Below are 14764 nucleotides of genomic sequence, written 5' to 3' on the forward strand. Positions count from 1 at the left end.
GCCAACAGGCGCTCACGCAACTTGCCGATTTCATCGCGGGTTTGCGCCGCCGCTTCGAACTCCAGATCCCGCGCCAGCTGGTACATTTTCTCGCCTATCGGGAGCAAGCTCCCTCCCACATTTGACGGCATTTCAAGCTTGGGCATGCTGGTGATTTTGTTGAGCACGGCGTTGCCGGCGGGGCTTGAGGCTGGGGGAGTCACTGAGACTGTGTCGCGCCTATCGGGAGCAAGCTCCCTCCCACACTTGATCGGGTTCCAACGTTGAAATGCGGTCAAATGTGGGAGGGGGCTTGCCCCCGATGAGGCCAGTACCGCCACCACCGATCAAACCGCCAACAGGCGCTCACGCAACTTGCCGATTTCATCGCGGGTTTGCGCCGCCGCTTCGAACTCCAGATCCCGCGCCAGTTGGTACATTTTCTCTTCCAACTGGCGGATACGCTTGGCGATCTCGCTCGGCGAGCGCAGTTCGTTTTCGTACTTGGCGCTTTCCTCGGCGGCCTTGGCCATGCCTTTGCGCTTCTTGCTGCGCGAGCCAGGCACGGTGGCGCCTTCCATGATATCGGCGACGTCCTTGAACACGCCTTTGGGCGTGATGCCGTTCGCCAGGTTGAAGGCGATCTGCTTGTCGCGACGGCGCTCGGTCTCGCCAATCGCCCGCTCCATGGAGCCGGTGATGCGGTCGGCGTAGAGAATCGCCCGGCCATTGAGGTTACGCGCCGCACGGCCGATGGTCTGGATCAGCGAACGCTCGGAGCGCAGGAAGCCCTCCTTGTCCGCGTCCAGAATCGCCACCAGCGACACTTCCGGCATGTCCAGGCCTTCGCGCAGCAGGTTGATCCCCACCAGCACATCGAAGGTGCCCAGGCGCAGGTCGCGGATGATCTCCACGCGCTCCACGGTGTCGATGTCCGAGTGCAGGTAGCGCACGCGCACGCCGTGGTCGGCCAGGTAGTCGGTCAAGTCTTCGGACATGCGCTTGGTCAGCGTGGTGACCAGCACCCGCTCTTCCAGGGCCACGCGCTTGCTGATTTCCGAGAGCAGGTCGTCGACCTGGGTCAACGCCGGGCGGATTTCGATCTGCGGGTCGACCAGGCCGGTCGGGCGCACCAGTTGCTCGATCACGCGCCCCGCATGCTCAGCCTCGTAATTGCCGGGCGTCGCCGAGACGAAGATGGTCTGCGGGCTGATGCGTTCCCATTCGTCGAAGCGCATCGGCCGGTTGTCCAGCGCCGACGGCAGGCGGAAGCCGTATTCCACCAGGGTTTCCTTGCGCGAACGGTCGCCCTTATACATCGCGCCGACTTGCGGCACGCTGACGTGGGATTCGTCGATCACCAACAGCGCGTCGTCCGGCAGGTAGTCGTAGAGCGTCGGCGGCGGCGCTCCGGATTCACGGCCCGAGAGGTAGCGCGAGTAGTTTTCGATGCCGTTGCAGTAACCCAGTTCCAGGATCATCTCCAGGTCGAAACGGGTGCGTTGTTCCAGGCGCTGGGCTTCCACCAGCTTGTTGTTGGCGCGCAAGTATTCCAGGCGCTCGGCCAGCTCGACCTTGATGCCCTCAACGGCGCCCATCAGGGTTTCGCGCGGCGTGACGTAGTGGCTTTTGGGGTAGAAGGTGAAACGCGGCAGTTTGCGGATCACTTCGCCGGTCAACGGGTCGAACGCCGACAGGCTCTCGACTTCATCGTCGAACAGCTCGATGCGGATCGCTTCCAGGTCGGACTCCGCCGGGTAGATGTCGATCACATCGCCGCGCACGCGGAAGGTGGCGCGGGCGAAGTCCATGTCGTTGCGCGTGTATTGCAAGCTCGTCAGCCGACGCAGCAGTTCGCGCTGGTCGAGTTTGTCGCCACGGTCGACGTGCAGCACCATCTTCAGATAGGTTTCTGGGCTGCCGAGGCCGTAGATGCACGACACCGTGGTGACGATGATCGCGTCCTTGCGTTCCAGCAGCGCCTTGGTCGCTGACAGACGCATCTGCTCGATGTGGTCGTTGATCGATGCGTCCTTCTCGATAAAGGTATCGGAGGACGGCACATAGGCTTCGGGCTGGTAGTAGTCGTAGTAGGAAACGAAGTACTCCACCGCGTTGTTCGGGAAGAACGCCTTGAACTCGCCATACAACTGCGCGGCCAGGGTTTTGTTCGGTGCCAGTACCAGGGTCGGGCGGTTGATCTGCGCGATCACGTTGGCGATGCTGAACGTCTTGCCCGAACCGGTCACCCCGAGCAGCGTCTGGTGCGACAGGCCCGCTTCGATGCCTTCGACCATCTGGCGAATCGCTTCGGGTTGATCGCCGGCGGGTTCAAAGCGGGTGACGAGCTGGAAATCCGACATAACGTACCTCTTTCAAGTCACCCCCGGCTGCACTCCACCAAGGACGAAAAAAGCTCAGCGACCCGCGAATTTTCATCGCAGGTTGCAGGAAAAAACCATGATAGCTGTAGAAGTGGTGACGAATGTGCCGGGTTTCAAGGCAATCGTCCGACCTGCCGTCTACGCTCAAGGTTGGATTAAGACTGACGGTCGGTAAATAAACCGAAAAACTTGGCCGAAAAGCCGTTTCGGTTGTCGCCCTTGACCGTGATGGCCTCTATACTAGCTCCCCGTTTGTGCACCGCTCTAGTGCATTCGGCTGGAGCGCGACACGTCCCTCCTTTCCCCCAAAGAGCTGCCGCAAAAATGAGCCTGTTCTCCGCTGTCGAAATGGCACCACGCGATCCAATCCTGGGCCTCAACGAAGCATTCAACGCCGATACACGAACCACCAAGGTCAACCTTGGCGTGGGCGTTTACTGCAACGAGGAGGGGAAGATTCCACTCTTGCGTGCCGTTGCCGAAGCGGAAGCCATTCGCGTGGCGCAACACGCTGCCCGTGGCTACCTGCCGATCGACGGGATCGTGGCCTACGACCAGGCTGTGCAAAAGCTGCTGTTTGGCGCTGACTCGCCGCTGCTGAGCGCTGGCCGTGTGATTACCGCACAAGCGGTTGGCGGCACCGGCGCGCTGAAGATCGGTGCAGACTTCCTCAAGCAACTGCTGCCCAATGCCGTGGTTGCCATCAGCGACCCAAGCTGGGAAAACCACCAGGCGCTGTTCGAAAAAGCCGGCTTCCCGGTGCAGACCTACCGCTACTACGACGCCGCCACCCACGACGTGAACCGTGCCGGCCTGCTCGCCGACCTCAACGCCCTGCCGCCGCAATCGATCGTGGTGCTGCACGCCTGCTGCCATAACCCGACCGGCGTCGACCTGAGCCCGGCCGACTGGCAACAAGTGCTCGACGTGGTCAAGGCGAAAAACCTGGTGCCGTTCCTCGACATGGCCTACCAGGGTTTTGGTGATGGCATTTACGAAGACGCCGCCGCGGTGCGCCTGTTCGCGGAATCGGGCCTGACGTTCTTTGTATCGAGCTCGTTCTCCAAGTCGTTCTCCCTGTACGGCGAACGCGTGGGCGCGCTGTCGATCGTCAGCGAATCCAAGGAAGAAAGCGCGCGCATCCTGTCCCAGGTCAAGCGCGTGATCCGCACCAACTACTCCAACCCGCCGACCCACGGCGCGGCGGTCGTGGCCGCAGTGCTGAACAACCCTGAGCTGCGCGCCCAGTGGGAAGCCGAGCTGGCGGAGATGCGCCTGCGCATCCGTGGCATGCGCGAGCAGATGGTCGCCGAACTGGCCAAGGCTGCGCCGGACCACGACTTCAGCTTCGTCGGCCGCCAGCGTGGGATGTTCTCCTACTCCGGCCTCACCGTTGAGCAAGTCACCCGTCTGCGCACCGAGTTTGGCATCTACGCGCTGGACACCGGGCGTATCTGTGTGGCCGCGTTGAACCAATCGAACATTGGTGCGGTAACGAAGGCGATTGTTCAGGTTCTATAAACCTGGCGGCGCTGAACGAAGGGAAGCTACGGCTTCCCTTTTTAATGCCTGTCAGAAAACGCCCTGCTCCCCTAGACTGAACCCCGACTGCCCCTTTGCTGTGAGAGCCCTATGAGAAACGACGACCTGGACCTGCGTGCCGACCGCGACGAACTGGACCACTTCACCCCGCGTGCGCCGCAAGCCAAGCGCCAGAAAAGCCTGGTCTTGCAAGTGGCCCTCGGCGTATTCCTCGGCGGGTTGGCCCTGTGGCTGGTGCAATTGGGTGCGACAGCGATAATGGCCAAATTGGCGATGGGTACCCTACAATTCGGCGGCTGATGAAGATTGAAAGGTGGGAGGGGCAAGCCCCCTCCCACATTGGTTTTATGGGGTTGCCAGGACGCGTTCCTCCAGTAACCTTACGAAACTGTTCAGGCTCTGTGACACCGTGCCTCGGCGCCAGATCAACCAAGTGTGCAAGACGCGGAAACTGTCCGTCAGCGGCCACACACTCACCGTGGTAAACCCCGGCATGCTTTCCAACATGCTGCGCGGCATCAGCGCCAGGCCGGCCCCGGCGCTGACGCAGGCAAGCATGCCGTGGTAAGACTCCATCTCGAAAATCCGCCCCGGCACCGCGCCGTCCTGTGCGAACCAGCGCTCGAAGTGGTGGCGGTACGAACAGTTGGAGCGAAAGGTATAGATGCTTTCCCCGTTCACATCCTGCCCGCGGGTGATCGGCGCGTGATGCAGCGGTGCAATCACCACCATCTCCTCCTCGAACACCGCCAGGCCCTCCAGGGTGGCATGCAACACCGGTCCATCGACGAATGCCGCCGCCAGACGCCCCGACAACACGCCTTCGATCATCGTGCCCGAGGGCCCGGTACTCAGGTCCAGCTCGACCTTGGCGTGCTTCTGGTTATATGCCGCCAGCAGTGCGGGAATACGTACCGCTGCGGTGCTTTCCAGCGAACCGAGGGCAAACGCGCCCTGGGGCTCCTCCCCCGCCACCGTCGCACGGGCTTCTTGTACCAGGTCGAGAATACGCCGCGCATAGCCGAGGAAATTCCACCCGGCCGGGGACAGACGCAGGCGGCTCTTCTCGCGGATAAACAGCGCCACGCCAAGATCCTGCTCCAGTTGCTTGATGCGCGTGGTCAGGTTGGACGGCACTCGATGAATCAACTGCGCGGCGGCGCTGATGCTGCCTTGCTCGGCAACGGCCTTGAAGATTTCCAGCTGCACCAAGTCCAAATCATTCTCCAATCGTGAACGTATTGCTTAATATTATTCACTTTCCAGAAAAGATATAGCCCCTTACGCTGATTCCAATCCAAACCTTCAGCAGGACGGTGCCATGAACGCTATCGCTCACCAGACCCACGCCCTCTCGATCAACCCCGCCACCGGCGAAACGGTCGGCAGTTACCCGTATGAAAACGAGAGCCAGCTGGACGCCACCCTCAACCGCGCGACCGCCGCTTTCCGCACCTGGCGCCGCCAGCCGCTCAGCCAGCGCGCAGAGCGGTTGCAGGCCCTGGCCGGCGCGCTGCGTGAGCAAGCCGAAGCGATGGCGCAGATGATCACCCTGGAAATGGGCAAACCCATCGTCCAGGCCCGCGCCGAAATCGAGAAATGTGCGCAACTCAGCGAATGGTACGCCGCCCACGGTCCAGCCATGCTCGCCGCGGAACCGACGCTGGTGGACAACGGCAGCGCGCACATCGAATACCGCCCGCTGGGCCCGATCCTCGCGGTGATGCCGTGGAACTTCCCGGTCTGGCAAGTCCTGCGCGGCGCCGTGCCGACGCTGCTCGCTGGCAACACTTACGTGCTCAAACACGCACCGAACGTGATGGGCAGCGCCTACCTGATGAAAGCGGCGTTCCACAAAGCCGGCTTTGCCGAAGGCCTGTTCGAAGTGCTCAACGTGACCCAGGACGGCGTTTCCAAAGCCATCGCCGACCCACGCATCGCCGCCGTCACCCTCACCGGCAGCGTGCGCGCCGGTATGGCCATCGGTGCCCAGGCCGGTGCCGCGCTGAAGAAATGCGTGCTCGAACTGGGCGGCTGCGACCCGTTCATCGTGCTCAACGACGCCGACCTCGACGCTGCCGTCCAGGCCGCGGTGATCGGCCGTTTCCAGAACAGCGGCCAAGTCTGCGCCGCGGCCAAGCGCCTGATCATCGAAGCCGGCGTGGTGGACGCCTTCACTGCCAAGTTCGTCGAAGCCAGCCGCCAACTGGTGATGGGCGACCCGACCTCGACCCACACCTACGTCGGCCCGATGGCCCGCTTCGACCTGCGCGACGAACTGCACGGCCAGGTCCAGGCGACCCTGGCAGAAGGCGCGACCCTGCTGCTGGGCGGCGACAAAGTGCCCGGCGTCGGCAACTACTACGCACCGACCGTGCTGGCCGACGTCACCGACCAGATGACCTCGTTCAAACAAGAGCTGTTCGGCCCCGTCGCCTCCATCATCAGCGCCCGCGACGCCGATCACGCCGTGGCCCTGGCCAACGACAGCGAGTTCGGCCTGACCGCGAGCATCTTCACCCGCGACTCGGCGAAAGCACGCGAGATCGCCGACCAGCTGGAAACCGGCGGGATCTTCGTCAACGCCTTCAGCGTGTCCGACCCGCGGGTGGCGTTTGGTGGCGTGAAGAAAAGCGGCTTTGGGCGAGAGTTGTCGCACTTTGGCGTGCGGGAATTCTGCAATGCGCAGACGGTGTGGCTGGATCGCAAATAATCCACCGCAACCCCTGCGGCAAGGGAGCGTGATCCCGCGGGGCTGCGCAGCAGGCTCAGCAGCGGATATGCCGGCGCACGCACTGCACCAGCCCGTCCAGCGCCTCTGACTTCACTGGCGCGAGCACACAGACCGTGTGCTCGCGTTCACCTTCGGTCACGGTCAGGGTGTAATGCACCTGGCCTGGATTACCGGGTTCCGGCGCGGTGCTTTGCGGCAACTGAAAGAAGTGTGAAGCCTCGATCAGTTGCCGCAACTCTTGCTGGTCCGCCTCGGGCAGCGTCTCCAGTTCCACGGTGTTCGGTCGGGCCAGGCCCGGGAAAAACGCGGGTCCCCCAATTTCCTTGATCGAAATTTGCATGGCTGTTCCTCACCGCCCAGGCGGGTTGTCAGACGTTAATGCCCACTGCTTTCCAGCCTTCCTTCACCGCCTTGTGCTCGGCCTTGCCAGCACCGTACAGCCGACCGGCAATGTCGTAGGTGATGCGCGCGAAACGCAGAAACCCCGCGTTCGGCCGCAACCGCGCATCGCGTAGCGCGTCATACCAGATACGCCCTGCGCGCTCCCAGGCAAACCCGCCGATCTTCGTGGCTACCTGATAGAACGCATGGTTGGGAATACCGGAATTGATATGCACCCCGCCGTTGTCCTCATAGGTCTGCACAAAATCGTCCATATGCCCCGGCTGAGGGTCCTTGCCCAGCAGCTTGTCATCGAACGCGGTGCCCGGCGCTTTCATCGAGCGCAACGCAGTGCCTTTGATTTTCTTGGTAAACAACCCTTTGCCGATCAACCAATCCGCATCTTGCGCCGTTTGCTGCAGCGCGTACTGCTTGATCAGTGAGCCGAACACGTCGGACAGCGACTCGTTCAACGCACCGGATTGATTGAAATACATCAGCTTGGCCTCATCCTCGGTCACACCGTGGGCCAACTCATGGCCAATGACATCAAGGGCTATCGTGAACCGGTTGAATAGCTGCTGATCGCCATCACCAAACACCATCTGGCTCGAGTTCCAGAATGCATTGTTGTAGTTCTGGCCAAAATGAACGGTCGCGTCCAGCGCCATACCGGCGTCGTCTATGGAGTTGCGGTCGAAGACCTGATCGAAAAAATCGAATGTGGCGCCCAACCCATCGTAGGCCTCGTCCACCGCCACATCACCACTGACGGGCTGCCCTTCGCCACGGATCAACTTGCCCGGCAGGCTATCGGCGCCCTCGGCGCTGTAGATCGAACGCCGTTTTTCGGCGCCCATGGGCAGGGCCATGTGGGCAGCCCCGTTGGCGGGTACGGCAACCATGCGCAACGAACGGAACGTGCTGTCTTTGGCGCGTGTGCGTAACGCGACTTCCCGTTGCGCTTTATCGCCGTTGCGGGCGATCTGGTCGAGCATGTATGGCGGGATCAGGCAGAAAATCGGGTTGCGATGCTGGCGAACACACATTGGCTGGCTCCATTTTGGCGTGAGGTGAACGTCCGGATAACCGTTCAAGAATAGTCCTGCCGTGGCGGCTTGGGCCAAATTGTCATGAAGCTATGCTGCAGTAGTGTTAATCCGAGGACTGCGAGGAACTTACAATGCCCCCACGCGCCACCAAAATCGACCTTTCGCACCGCCCCCGGCTCGCCGACCTGCGCCCGTTGATCGCAGCCGGCCCGAGCCTCATGGAGGCCCGGGCGGCGACTGCGCGTGTCACTGCGGCCAAGGACCTGCAGGACCGGCGCGGCTACGCTGAAGCGTTTCTCGACCGCTTCGTGGTGCCATGGCCCACGGTGGATGAAGCCCTGCTGGCTGACGTACAGCCGCTGCGCCTGGACTACACGCATTTCTCAGTGACCATGTCGCGCTCGAGGCGACTGGCACTCTACGTGGGCGCCAATATCGATGGCGCACAGCATGTGGATATCATCCGCAGCAACGACGCCTGGGCCTACGACGGCCGCCTGCCCATCAGCGCACAGGTGGGTGATGCGCTCTACACCGACAATGGCCTGGACCGCGGTCATCTGGTGCGCCGACAGGACCCCAACTGGGGTGACGCGGCCAACATCGCCAATGCCGACACCTTCCACTTCACCAACTGCTCACCGCAGATGAGCGGGTTCAACCAGAAGACCTGGCTGGAACTCGAGGACTACATTCTCGATAACACACAACGCTGGAAAGCCCGGGCCACGGTGTTTACCGGCCCGGTGTTGGCGGACGACGACCGCGTCTACCGGGGCGTTAAAATCCCCAAAGCGTTCTGGAAAGTGGTCGCCTACCTCAGCGACGACGGCAAGCCCTGCGCCAGCGCCTACATGATCGACCAAAACCGCGAGCTGGGTCAGCTCGACCTCATGTTCGGCCAGCTCAGAACCTACCAGCGCAGCGTGATTCAGATCGAACGCTTGACCGGTATCCGCTTCGCCAACCTGGCCGACTACGATGGTTTCAGCAATGAAGAGCGCGCCACGGGGACGCGAATTGAAGCGCTGATCCAGGGCCCTGAAGATATTCGTCTGTAACCGGGCGACCTAAGGCTATATCGCCCCGCCGTGATCGACTACCATACCGCGCCGGTTCCCAAACGGGACTAATAGGGAATCCGAAGCGCGGTACACCGCGTCAATCGGAACTGCCCCCGCAACTGTAGATGCCGAGCCCGCTCCCCCACTGCCACTGGACCCCGTCCGGGAAGGCCGGAGCGTGGCGACGACGCATCAGTCAGGAGACCTGCCGGCCCAGCAAAATCACTAACCGGCGGGGTGTCCGGGAAGGACATCCTTGCCTGCCTCACCCGCAGCGGTCGAGGGCGTGTTTCCGAACCGTACACCCCCTGTTCCAGGTACGGCTCCAAGGAGATTGCCCAATGCTGCCACGCGTTACCGCCCTGCTCACCGGCCTGGGCCTGTGTGCCCTGGCCCAAGCGGCCCCCACTCAGTACCCGCTGACGGTGGAGAACTGCGGCAGCAGCCTGACCTTCGCGCAAGCGCCCGCCCGCGCCGTGACCATCGGCCAGGCCGCCACCGAAATGCTCTATGCCCTCGGCGTGGGCGATAGAGTGGTCGGCACGTCGCTGTGGTTCAACAACGTGCTGCCACAGTTCAAGGCGCTGAACGACGGCATCGAACGCCTGGCCAATAACGAACCGAGCTTCGAGTCGGTGATCGCCAAGCGCCCGCAACTGGTGGCGGCCGAGCTGGAATGGGTGGTCGGCCCGCAAGGCGTGGTGGGCACCCGCGAGCAGTTTCATGAGTTGAAGATCCCCACCTACCTGCTGCCCTCCGACTGCGAAGCCAAGAACAACCGGGTGGGCGCCGACGGCACGCGGCTGGAGCCGTTCCGCATCGACACGATCTACAAGGGCATCCGCCAGTTGGCGGAGATTTTCGACGTGCAGGATCGCGGCCAGCAACTCAACGATGAACTCAAGGCACGCCTGGCCAAGTCCGTCGCCACCGTGCAAGGCAAGGGGCTCAAGCAGGCCAGCGCGCTGGTGTGGTTTTCCAGCGCCGAGATGGCCAGCGATCCCTATGTGGCCGGTCACAAGGGTGTCCCCGAATTCATGCTGCAAACGCTCGGACTGCGCAACGTGGTGCAGTCCGATGAGGAATGGCCCGCCGTCGGCTGGGAAACCATCGCCAAGGCCAACCCCACCGTGCTGGTGATCGCCCGCATGGACCGCCGCCGCTACCCGGCCGACGATCATGCACAGAAGCTCGCCTTCCTGCGCAGCGACCCGGTGACGCGCAACATGGACGCGGTGAAACACAACCGCATTATCATCCTCGACGCCATGGCCCTGCAGGCCAGCGTGCGGACCTTCGAGGGTCTTGAACAACTGGCTGCGGCCATCGACGGCTACGACCTGCCGAAATGATACGAACCCTAATCGCCCTGGCATTGCTACTGATCGCCGTGCTCGCCGGCGTGGCCATCGGCGAAACCGCCATCGCGCCGCAGGTGGTGTTGCAGGTACTCGCCAACAAACTGTGGGCGGCCGGCTACGTGCTGGACCCGATCGATGAAGGCGTGGTGTGGAACTACCGCCTGACCCGCGCCCTGGTCGCCGCCGCATGCGGGGCCGGGCTGGCCACCTGCGGGGTGATTTTGCAGTCGTTGTTGCGCAACCCCCTGGCCGATCCTTACCTGCTGGGCATCAGCGCCGGCGCTTCGACCGGCGCAGTCCTGGTGGTGCTGATGGGCGTCGGCGGCGGCTTGGTTTCGCTGTCGGTCGGTGCGTTCGGCGGGGCGATGGCGGCGTTTGCGCTGGTGGTATTGCTCGCGCGGGCCAGCGGTTCGTCCAGCGGCACCGGGCAGATCATCCTCGCAGGCATTGCCGGCTCGCAGCTGTTCAATGCGCTCACCGCGTTCCTGATCACCAAGTCGGCCAGCTCCGAACAGGCACGCGGCATTCTGTTCTGGCTGCTGGGCAACCTCAGCGGCGTGCGTTGGCCGTCGGTGTGGCTGGCGGTGCCGGTGGCGGTCGCCGGGTTGGCGGTGTGCCTGTGGCATCGTCGGGCGCTGGATGCGTTCACCTTCGGCCGCGACTCGGCGGCCTCCCTCGGCATCCCGGTGCGCCGCGTGCAATGGGTGCTGGTGGGCTGCGCGGCGCTGGTCACGGCGGTGATGGTATCGATTGTCGGCTCCATCGGTTTTGTCGGGCTGGTGATTCCCCATGCCGCGCGCCTGCTGCTCGGCACCGGGCACTCGCGCCTGTTGCCGGCCAGCGCATTGGGTGGCGCGCTGTTTCTGATCGCGGCGGATGTGCTGTCGCGCACCTTGATCAAGGGCCAGGTGATTCCGGTCGGCGTGGTCACTGCGCTGGTCGGCGCGCCGGTGTTTGCACTGATTCTGATCGGCCGGAGAAACCCTCGATGAGTGCGCCGGTATTGAGCTGCAGCGGGCTGGGCTTCAAGGTGCGGGAAGCCGAGTTGCTGCGGGATATCCACCTGGAGGTGACGCTCGGCGAAACCCTCGGGATCGTCGGCCCGAACGGCTCGGGTAAATCCACCTTGCTCAAACTGTTGGCCGGGTTGCGTAGCCCCGCTCATGGCGAAGTACGCCTGGGTGGCGAGCGCCTGGGCGAGCTGCCCCGCCGCACCGTCGCACAACGCCTGGCCGTGGTGGAACAACAGGCCGACACCGACGATGCCATTCGGGTGTTCGACGCTGTCGCATTGGGCCGCACCCCGTGGCTGTCAGCGCTGAGCCCGTGGTCCGAGGCAGACGACCGCATCGTGCGCCAGGCGCTACACGACGTGGACGCCATGCACTTGAGCAACCGCGCCTGGCGCAGCCTCTCCGGCGGTGAGCGCCAACGCGTACACATCGCCCGCGCCCTGGCGCAACGGCCACAGATTCTGGTGTTGGATGAGCCGACCAACCACCTGGATATCCAGCATCAACTGTCGATTCTCAAGGGCGTGCAGGCGTTACCCGTGACGACCTTGATCGCCCTGCACGACCTCAACCAGGCACTGACCTGTGATCGCCTGGCCGTGCTGGACCGCGGGCGTTTGGTGGCGCAGGGCAAGCCGCAGGACGTGCTGACGCCGCAGCGGCTGCAGGACACCTTCGGAGTGCAGGCGCACTACCTGACGGACCCGTTTGACGGGGCGCAGATTCTGCGACTGCGCGCTTAACGGCAACACCGTTCAAATGTCGGCGCTGTCGAGCCCGGCGAGGCGGCGATGGGATCAGCGCGCAGCACCTGCCGAACTGCCGCGCGCGCTGGGCTAATCCTCGACAATCCTCAGCCAAGGCCACCGCGCCTGATAGCTGCGCGCCTTCTGCGCAAACAACTCCGGCTCAGGATTGATCGGGTTGATCCTGAGCAGGCCCTGCTCCATATCAGTCAAACCAAATGGCGCATACACCTCGCCCGTCGCCACATCCAGCCCGATGCACGTCCCGGCCACCAGGTAACGATCAATCCCGGCGCGCGCGGAGTGCAGCTGCGGATACGGTCGGCCAAACCGCTGGCCATACCAAAGGTGAACGCGCGCCTGATTCTTCACTTCAATTTCTACCTCCAAATCCTCGAACAGCCGCTGTGCAGCGCGAATGACCGCGTCTTCGGCCTCCCAGGAAAGGTCCGGGTCGAAGTAAAAAACGTCGTAGTCCTTCACTCCCTGGTCAGCAGGCAGATTCGACTGATGATTCCAAACAGCCTGGAACAGACAGCCCGCGGTCAGCATGCACTGGTTCACACCAAGGGCGGGCAGGCGCGCGGTGATCTCGGCGTTGATGGGGTTGGCCATGGCCAACTCGAGAAAGGTTTCGACGGTCAATGTCATGTTCAATCCTTTGTAGTGGGCACCTGTCTTGGGGAGCCAACAGTACAACAACGCAGGTTACGCTTTCACGTAACGGCCTCTTCTTCACGTCATCAAAATTCGCTAAGGTGCCTCGACACACCGCTCCCCTATTGCCCTCACCGAGACGCCGACCTTGGCCCATTCCCCGACTGATCGCCCCGCCAGCTCCTGGTCGGTGTTTCTGATTTTCCTGCGCTTGGGGCTCACCTCCTTCGGCGGCCCCGTCGCGCACCTGGGTTACTTTCGCGACGAGTTCGTCACCCGGCGCCGCTGGCTGAGCGAGCGCAGTTATGGGGATTTGGTCGCGCTGTGCCAATTCCTGCCCGGCCCGGCCAGCAGCCAGGTAGGTATCGCGCTGGGCCTGTCGCGGGCTGGCTACGGTGGGGCGCTGGCGGCATGGTTGGGGTTTACGCTGCCGTCGGCCGTGGTGCTGATCCTGTTCGCCTTGGGCATTGCCCAGCACAGCACGGCGCTCCCGCCGGGTGCGTTGCATGGCCTTAAGGTGGTGGCCGTCGCCGTGGTCGCCCAAGCCGTGTGGGGCATGGCGCGCAATCTGTGTAGCGACGCAGCGCGCATCAGCGTGATGCTGATCGCGGCGTGCGTGGCCCTGCTGCAAACCTCGGCGTGGGGCCAGGTCGCCGTGATCAGCGCGGCGGCGCTGGCTGGCCTGCTGCTGTTCAAGCCCACGCCACCGGCCGCGCACGATGCGTTACCCGTGACGCTCAGCCGCCGCGCGGGGGCGATGTGGTTGTCGCTGTTTGTGCTGGTGTTGGCCGGCCTGCCGATCCTGGCCCAACTGATCCCCAATCAGGGCCTGGCGATGATCGACGCGTTCTACCGCAGCGGCTCGCTGGTGTTCGGCGGCGGCCACGTGGTGCTGCCACTGCTGCAGGCCGAAGTCGTGCCCACCGGCTGGGTGAGCAACGATGTCTTCCTCGCCGGCTATGGCGCCGCCCAGGCCATGCCCGGCCCCTTGTTCACCTTCGCCGCGTTCCTCGGCGCGTCGATGAGCCAGGCCCCGAGCGGCTGGCTCGGTGGCCTGCTCTGCCTGCTGGCCATCTTCGCCCCGTCGTTTTTACTGGTGCTCGGCGCACTGCCCTTCTGGGAAAGCCTGCGCCGCAGCCCGCGCACCCAGGCCGCCCTTGCGGGCGTGAACGCAGCGGTGGTGGGGCTGTTGCTGGCGGCGCTGTACCAGCCGGTATGGACCAGTGCGATCTTCAGCGCACGGGATTTCGGCCTGGCCCTGATCGGCCTGGTGGCGTTGATGGTGTGGAAGCTGCCACCGTGGCTGGTGGTTGTCGGAAGCGGCGCGCTCGGATGGTTATTGAGTCTTGCCCTGTAACGCGTCCACCGCGCCTTGCTGCTTGACCTGTCCGAAGACCTCGGCGGCTGACGACTAGCCCTTCAACTCACTCGCGCGATTGCTCGCCGCGTCGTCGTAAGCCACATACAACGACTCGGCGATTTGGCTCTTGATGGCTTTGGTGGATTCGAGGCCCAAGACAAACCCTTCGGCTTTGCCGCCGGCACGGTTGAGTTCTTCGTGGGTGGAGGCACCGGTGATGGCGTCGAGGAGTTTGGAGGCGTGAGGGCCGACACCTTTTGGAAGGGAGATTTGGTCGATGGTCATTGCGAAGCCTTTATGAAAAATGGACGGTAGCGCGTGGACCACTGCCGGGCTGGCATGGTAGACCTGTTTGTCGAGAAAGGGGCTGCTTTCGGCCCAAAACCGGACATCGAGTGTCTACAGATTCAGTGGCCCTTTCCGACCGCCCAAAACAAAACCCCTGTCTGCATAAGCAAACAGGGGTTCTGGAATTTAATCTTGACGATGAC

The 14764-nt window shown here is 63.2% G+C and carries 14 protein-coding genes, 1 pseudogene and 1 riboswitch; of the genes and pseudogenes, 8 read left to right on the forward strand and 7 right to left on the reverse strand.

Annotated features, from left to right (window positions below):
• Both AC07W0_RS29405 and uvrB read right to left on the reverse strand, forming a co-directional pair.
• A pseudogene (locus AC07W0_RS29405) lies at nt 1-95 on the reverse strand (UvrB/UvrC motif-containing protein); the annotation flags it as partial.
• Between the two features lie 231 nt (nt 96-326).
• A complete protein-coding gene (uvrB, locus tag AC07W0_RS29410; RefSeq protein WP_017847718.1) occupies nt 327-2342 on the reverse strand; it encodes an excinuclease ABC subunit UvrB in 2016 nt (671 codons plus the stop codon).
• A 345-nt stretch (nt 2343-2687) separates the two neighbouring features.
• On the opposite strand from uvrB, the gene AC07W0_RS29415 reads away from it, so the two are divergent.
• Entirely contained in the window at nt 2688-3884 is a 1197-nt protein-coding gene (locus tag AC07W0_RS29415; RefSeq protein ID WP_102618873.1) for an amino acid aminotransferase, read from the forward strand.
• Nucleotides 3885-3995: 111 nt separating this feature from the next.
• Nucleotides 3996-4205: a hypothetical protein gene (locus AC07W0_RS29420; RefSeq protein WP_017847720.1), complete on the forward strand. Its 210-nt coding sequence runs from the start codon at nt 3996-3998 to the stop codon at nt 4203-4205.
• A 45-nt stretch (nt 4206-4250) separates the two neighbouring features.
• Here the strand turns inward: AC07W0_RS29420 and ptrR are convergent, their stop codons facing one another.
• Nucleotides 4251-5123: a putrescine utilization regulator PtrR gene (gene ptrR / locus AC07W0_RS29425; protein WP_046382626.1), complete on the reverse strand. Its 873-nt coding sequence runs from the start codon at nt 5121-5123 to the stop codon at nt 4251-4253.
• Nucleotides 5124-5226: 103 nt separating this feature from the next.
• Here ptrR and AC07W0_RS29430 point away from each other — a divergent pair, with 103 nt between their 5' ends.
• Complete coding sequence (locus AC07W0_RS29430; protein ID WP_102618874.1) at nt 5227-6618, forward strand: aldehyde dehydrogenase family protein; 1392 nt, start codon at nt 5227-5229, stop codon at nt 6616-6618.
• A gap of 55 nt (nt 6619-6673) precedes the next feature.
• Here AC07W0_RS29430 and AC07W0_RS29435 read toward each other — a convergent pair whose 3' ends face one another.
• Nucleotides 6674-6979, reverse strand: a complete 306-nt coding sequence (locus AC07W0_RS29435) for a protealysin inhibitor emfourin (protein ID WP_017847723.1) — start codon at nt 6977-6979, stop codon at nt 6674-6676.
• Between the two features lie 28 nt (nt 6980-7007).
• Nucleotides 7008-8069, reverse strand: a complete 1062-nt coding sequence (locus tag AC07W0_RS29440) for a M4 family metallopeptidase (RefSeq protein ID WP_017847724.1) — start codon at nt 8067-8069, stop codon at nt 7008-7010.
• Nucleotides 8070-8203: 134 nt separating this feature from the next.
• Here AC07W0_RS29440 and AC07W0_RS29445 point away from each other — a divergent pair, with 134 nt between their 5' ends.
• From AC07W0_RS29445 to AC07W0_RS29460, 4 genes are all read left to right on the forward strand, one after another.
• Nucleotides 8204-9133, forward strand: coding sequence for a DNA/RNA non-specific endonuclease (locus AC07W0_RS29445; RefSeq protein ID WP_102618875.1), 930 nt, complete (start codon nt 8204-8206; stop codon nt 9131-9133).
• Between the two features lie 35 nt (nt 9134-9168).
• Nucleotides 9169-9363: riboswitch (cobalamin riboswitch) on the forward strand.
• Between the two features lie 114 nt (nt 9364-9477).
• On the forward strand, nt 9478-10488 hold the full coding sequence (locus tag AC07W0_RS29450; protein ID WP_102618876.1) for an ABC transporter substrate-binding protein: 1011 nt from the start codon (nt 9478-9480) through the stop codon (nt 10486-10488).
• Nucleotides 10485-11489 (forward strand): FecCD family ABC transporter permease, encoded by a 1005-nt coding sequence (locus tag AC07W0_RS29455; RefSeq protein WP_102618877.1) that lies wholly within the window; start codon nt 10485-10487, stop codon nt 11487-11489. The genes AC07W0_RS29450 and AC07W0_RS29455 overlap by 4 nt, the downstream gene beginning before the upstream one ends.
• On the forward strand, nt 11486-12253 hold the full coding sequence (locus AC07W0_RS29460; RefSeq protein ID WP_102618878.1) for an ABC transporter ATP-binding protein: 768 nt from the start codon (nt 11486-11488) through the stop codon (nt 12251-12253). Before AC07W0_RS29455 ends, AC07W0_RS29460 begins: the two co-directional genes overlap by 4 nt.
• Before the next feature lie 93 nt (nt 12254-12346).
• Here AC07W0_RS29460 and AC07W0_RS29465 read toward each other — a convergent pair whose 3' ends face one another.
• A complete protein-coding gene (locus AC07W0_RS29465) occupies nt 12347-12907 on the reverse strand; it encodes a nucleotidyltransferase family protein (RefSeq protein WP_046487107.1) in 561 nt (186 codons plus the stop codon).
• Between the two features lie 154 nt (nt 12908-13061).
• Here AC07W0_RS29465 and chrA point away from each other — a divergent pair, with 154 nt between their 5' ends.
• Entirely contained in the window at nt 13062-14270 is a 1209-nt protein-coding gene (gene chrA, locus AC07W0_RS29470; RefSeq protein WP_102618879.1) for a chromate efflux transporter, read from the forward strand.
• 54 nt (nt 14271-14324) lie between these two features.
• Here the strand turns inward: chrA and AC07W0_RS29475 are convergent, their stop codons facing one another.
• Nucleotides 14325-14558, reverse strand: coding sequence for a hypothetical protein (locus AC07W0_RS29475; protein WP_017847731.1), 234 nt, complete (start codon nt 14556-14558; stop codon nt 14325-14327).
• Between the last annotated feature and the right edge of the window lie 206 nt (nt 14559-14764).

Source organism: Pseudomonas sp. GW704-F2 (assembly GCF_059423025.1).

Coding starts and splice junctions, on each gene's coding strand:
- AC07W0_RS29420 (WP_017847720.1), top strand. CDS start 3,996: ATGAGAAACGACGACCTGGACCTGCGTGCCGACCGCGACGAACTGGAC.
- AC07W0_RS29455 (WP_102618877.1), top strand. CDS start 10,485: ATGATACGAACCCTAATCGCCCTGGCATTGCTACTGATCGCCGTGCTC.
- uvrB (WP_017847718.1), bottom strand. CDS start 2,342: ATGTCGGATTTCCAGCTCGTCACCCGCTTTGAACCCGCCGGCGATCAA.
- AC07W0_RS29430 (WP_102618874.1), top strand. CDS start 5,227: ATGAACGCTATCGCTCACCAGACCCACGCCCTCTCGATCAACCCCGCC.
- AC07W0_RS29415 (WP_102618873.1), top strand. CDS start 2,688: ATGAGCCTGTTCTCCGCTGTCGAAATGGCACCACGCGATCCAATCCTG.
- AC07W0_RS29445 (WP_102618875.1), top strand. CDS start 8,204: ATGCCCCCACGCGCCACCAAAATCGACCTTTCGCACCGCCCCCGGCTC.
- AC07W0_RS29440 (WP_017847724.1), bottom strand. CDS start 8,069: ATGTGTGTTCGCCAGCATCGCAACCCGATTTTCTGCCTGATCCCGCCA.
- AC07W0_RS29450 (WP_102618876.1), top strand. CDS start 9,478: ATGCTGCCACGCGTTACCGCCCTGCTCACCGGCCTGGGCCTGTGTGCC.
- AC07W0_RS29465 (WP_046487107.1), bottom strand. CDS start 12,907: ATGACATTGACCGTCGAAACCTTTCTCGAGTTGGCCATGGCCAACCCC.
- AC07W0_RS29475 (WP_017847731.1), bottom strand. CDS start 14,558: ATGACCATCGACCAAATCTCCCTTCCAAAAGGTGTCGGCCCTCACGCC.
- AC07W0_RS29435 (WP_017847723.1), bottom strand. CDS start 6,979: ATGCAAATTTCGATCAAGGAAATTGGGGGACCCGCGTTTTTCCCGGGC.
- AC07W0_RS29460 (WP_102618878.1), top strand. CDS start 11,486: ATGAGTGCGCCGGTATTGAGCTGCAGCGGGCTGGGCTTCAAGGTGCGG.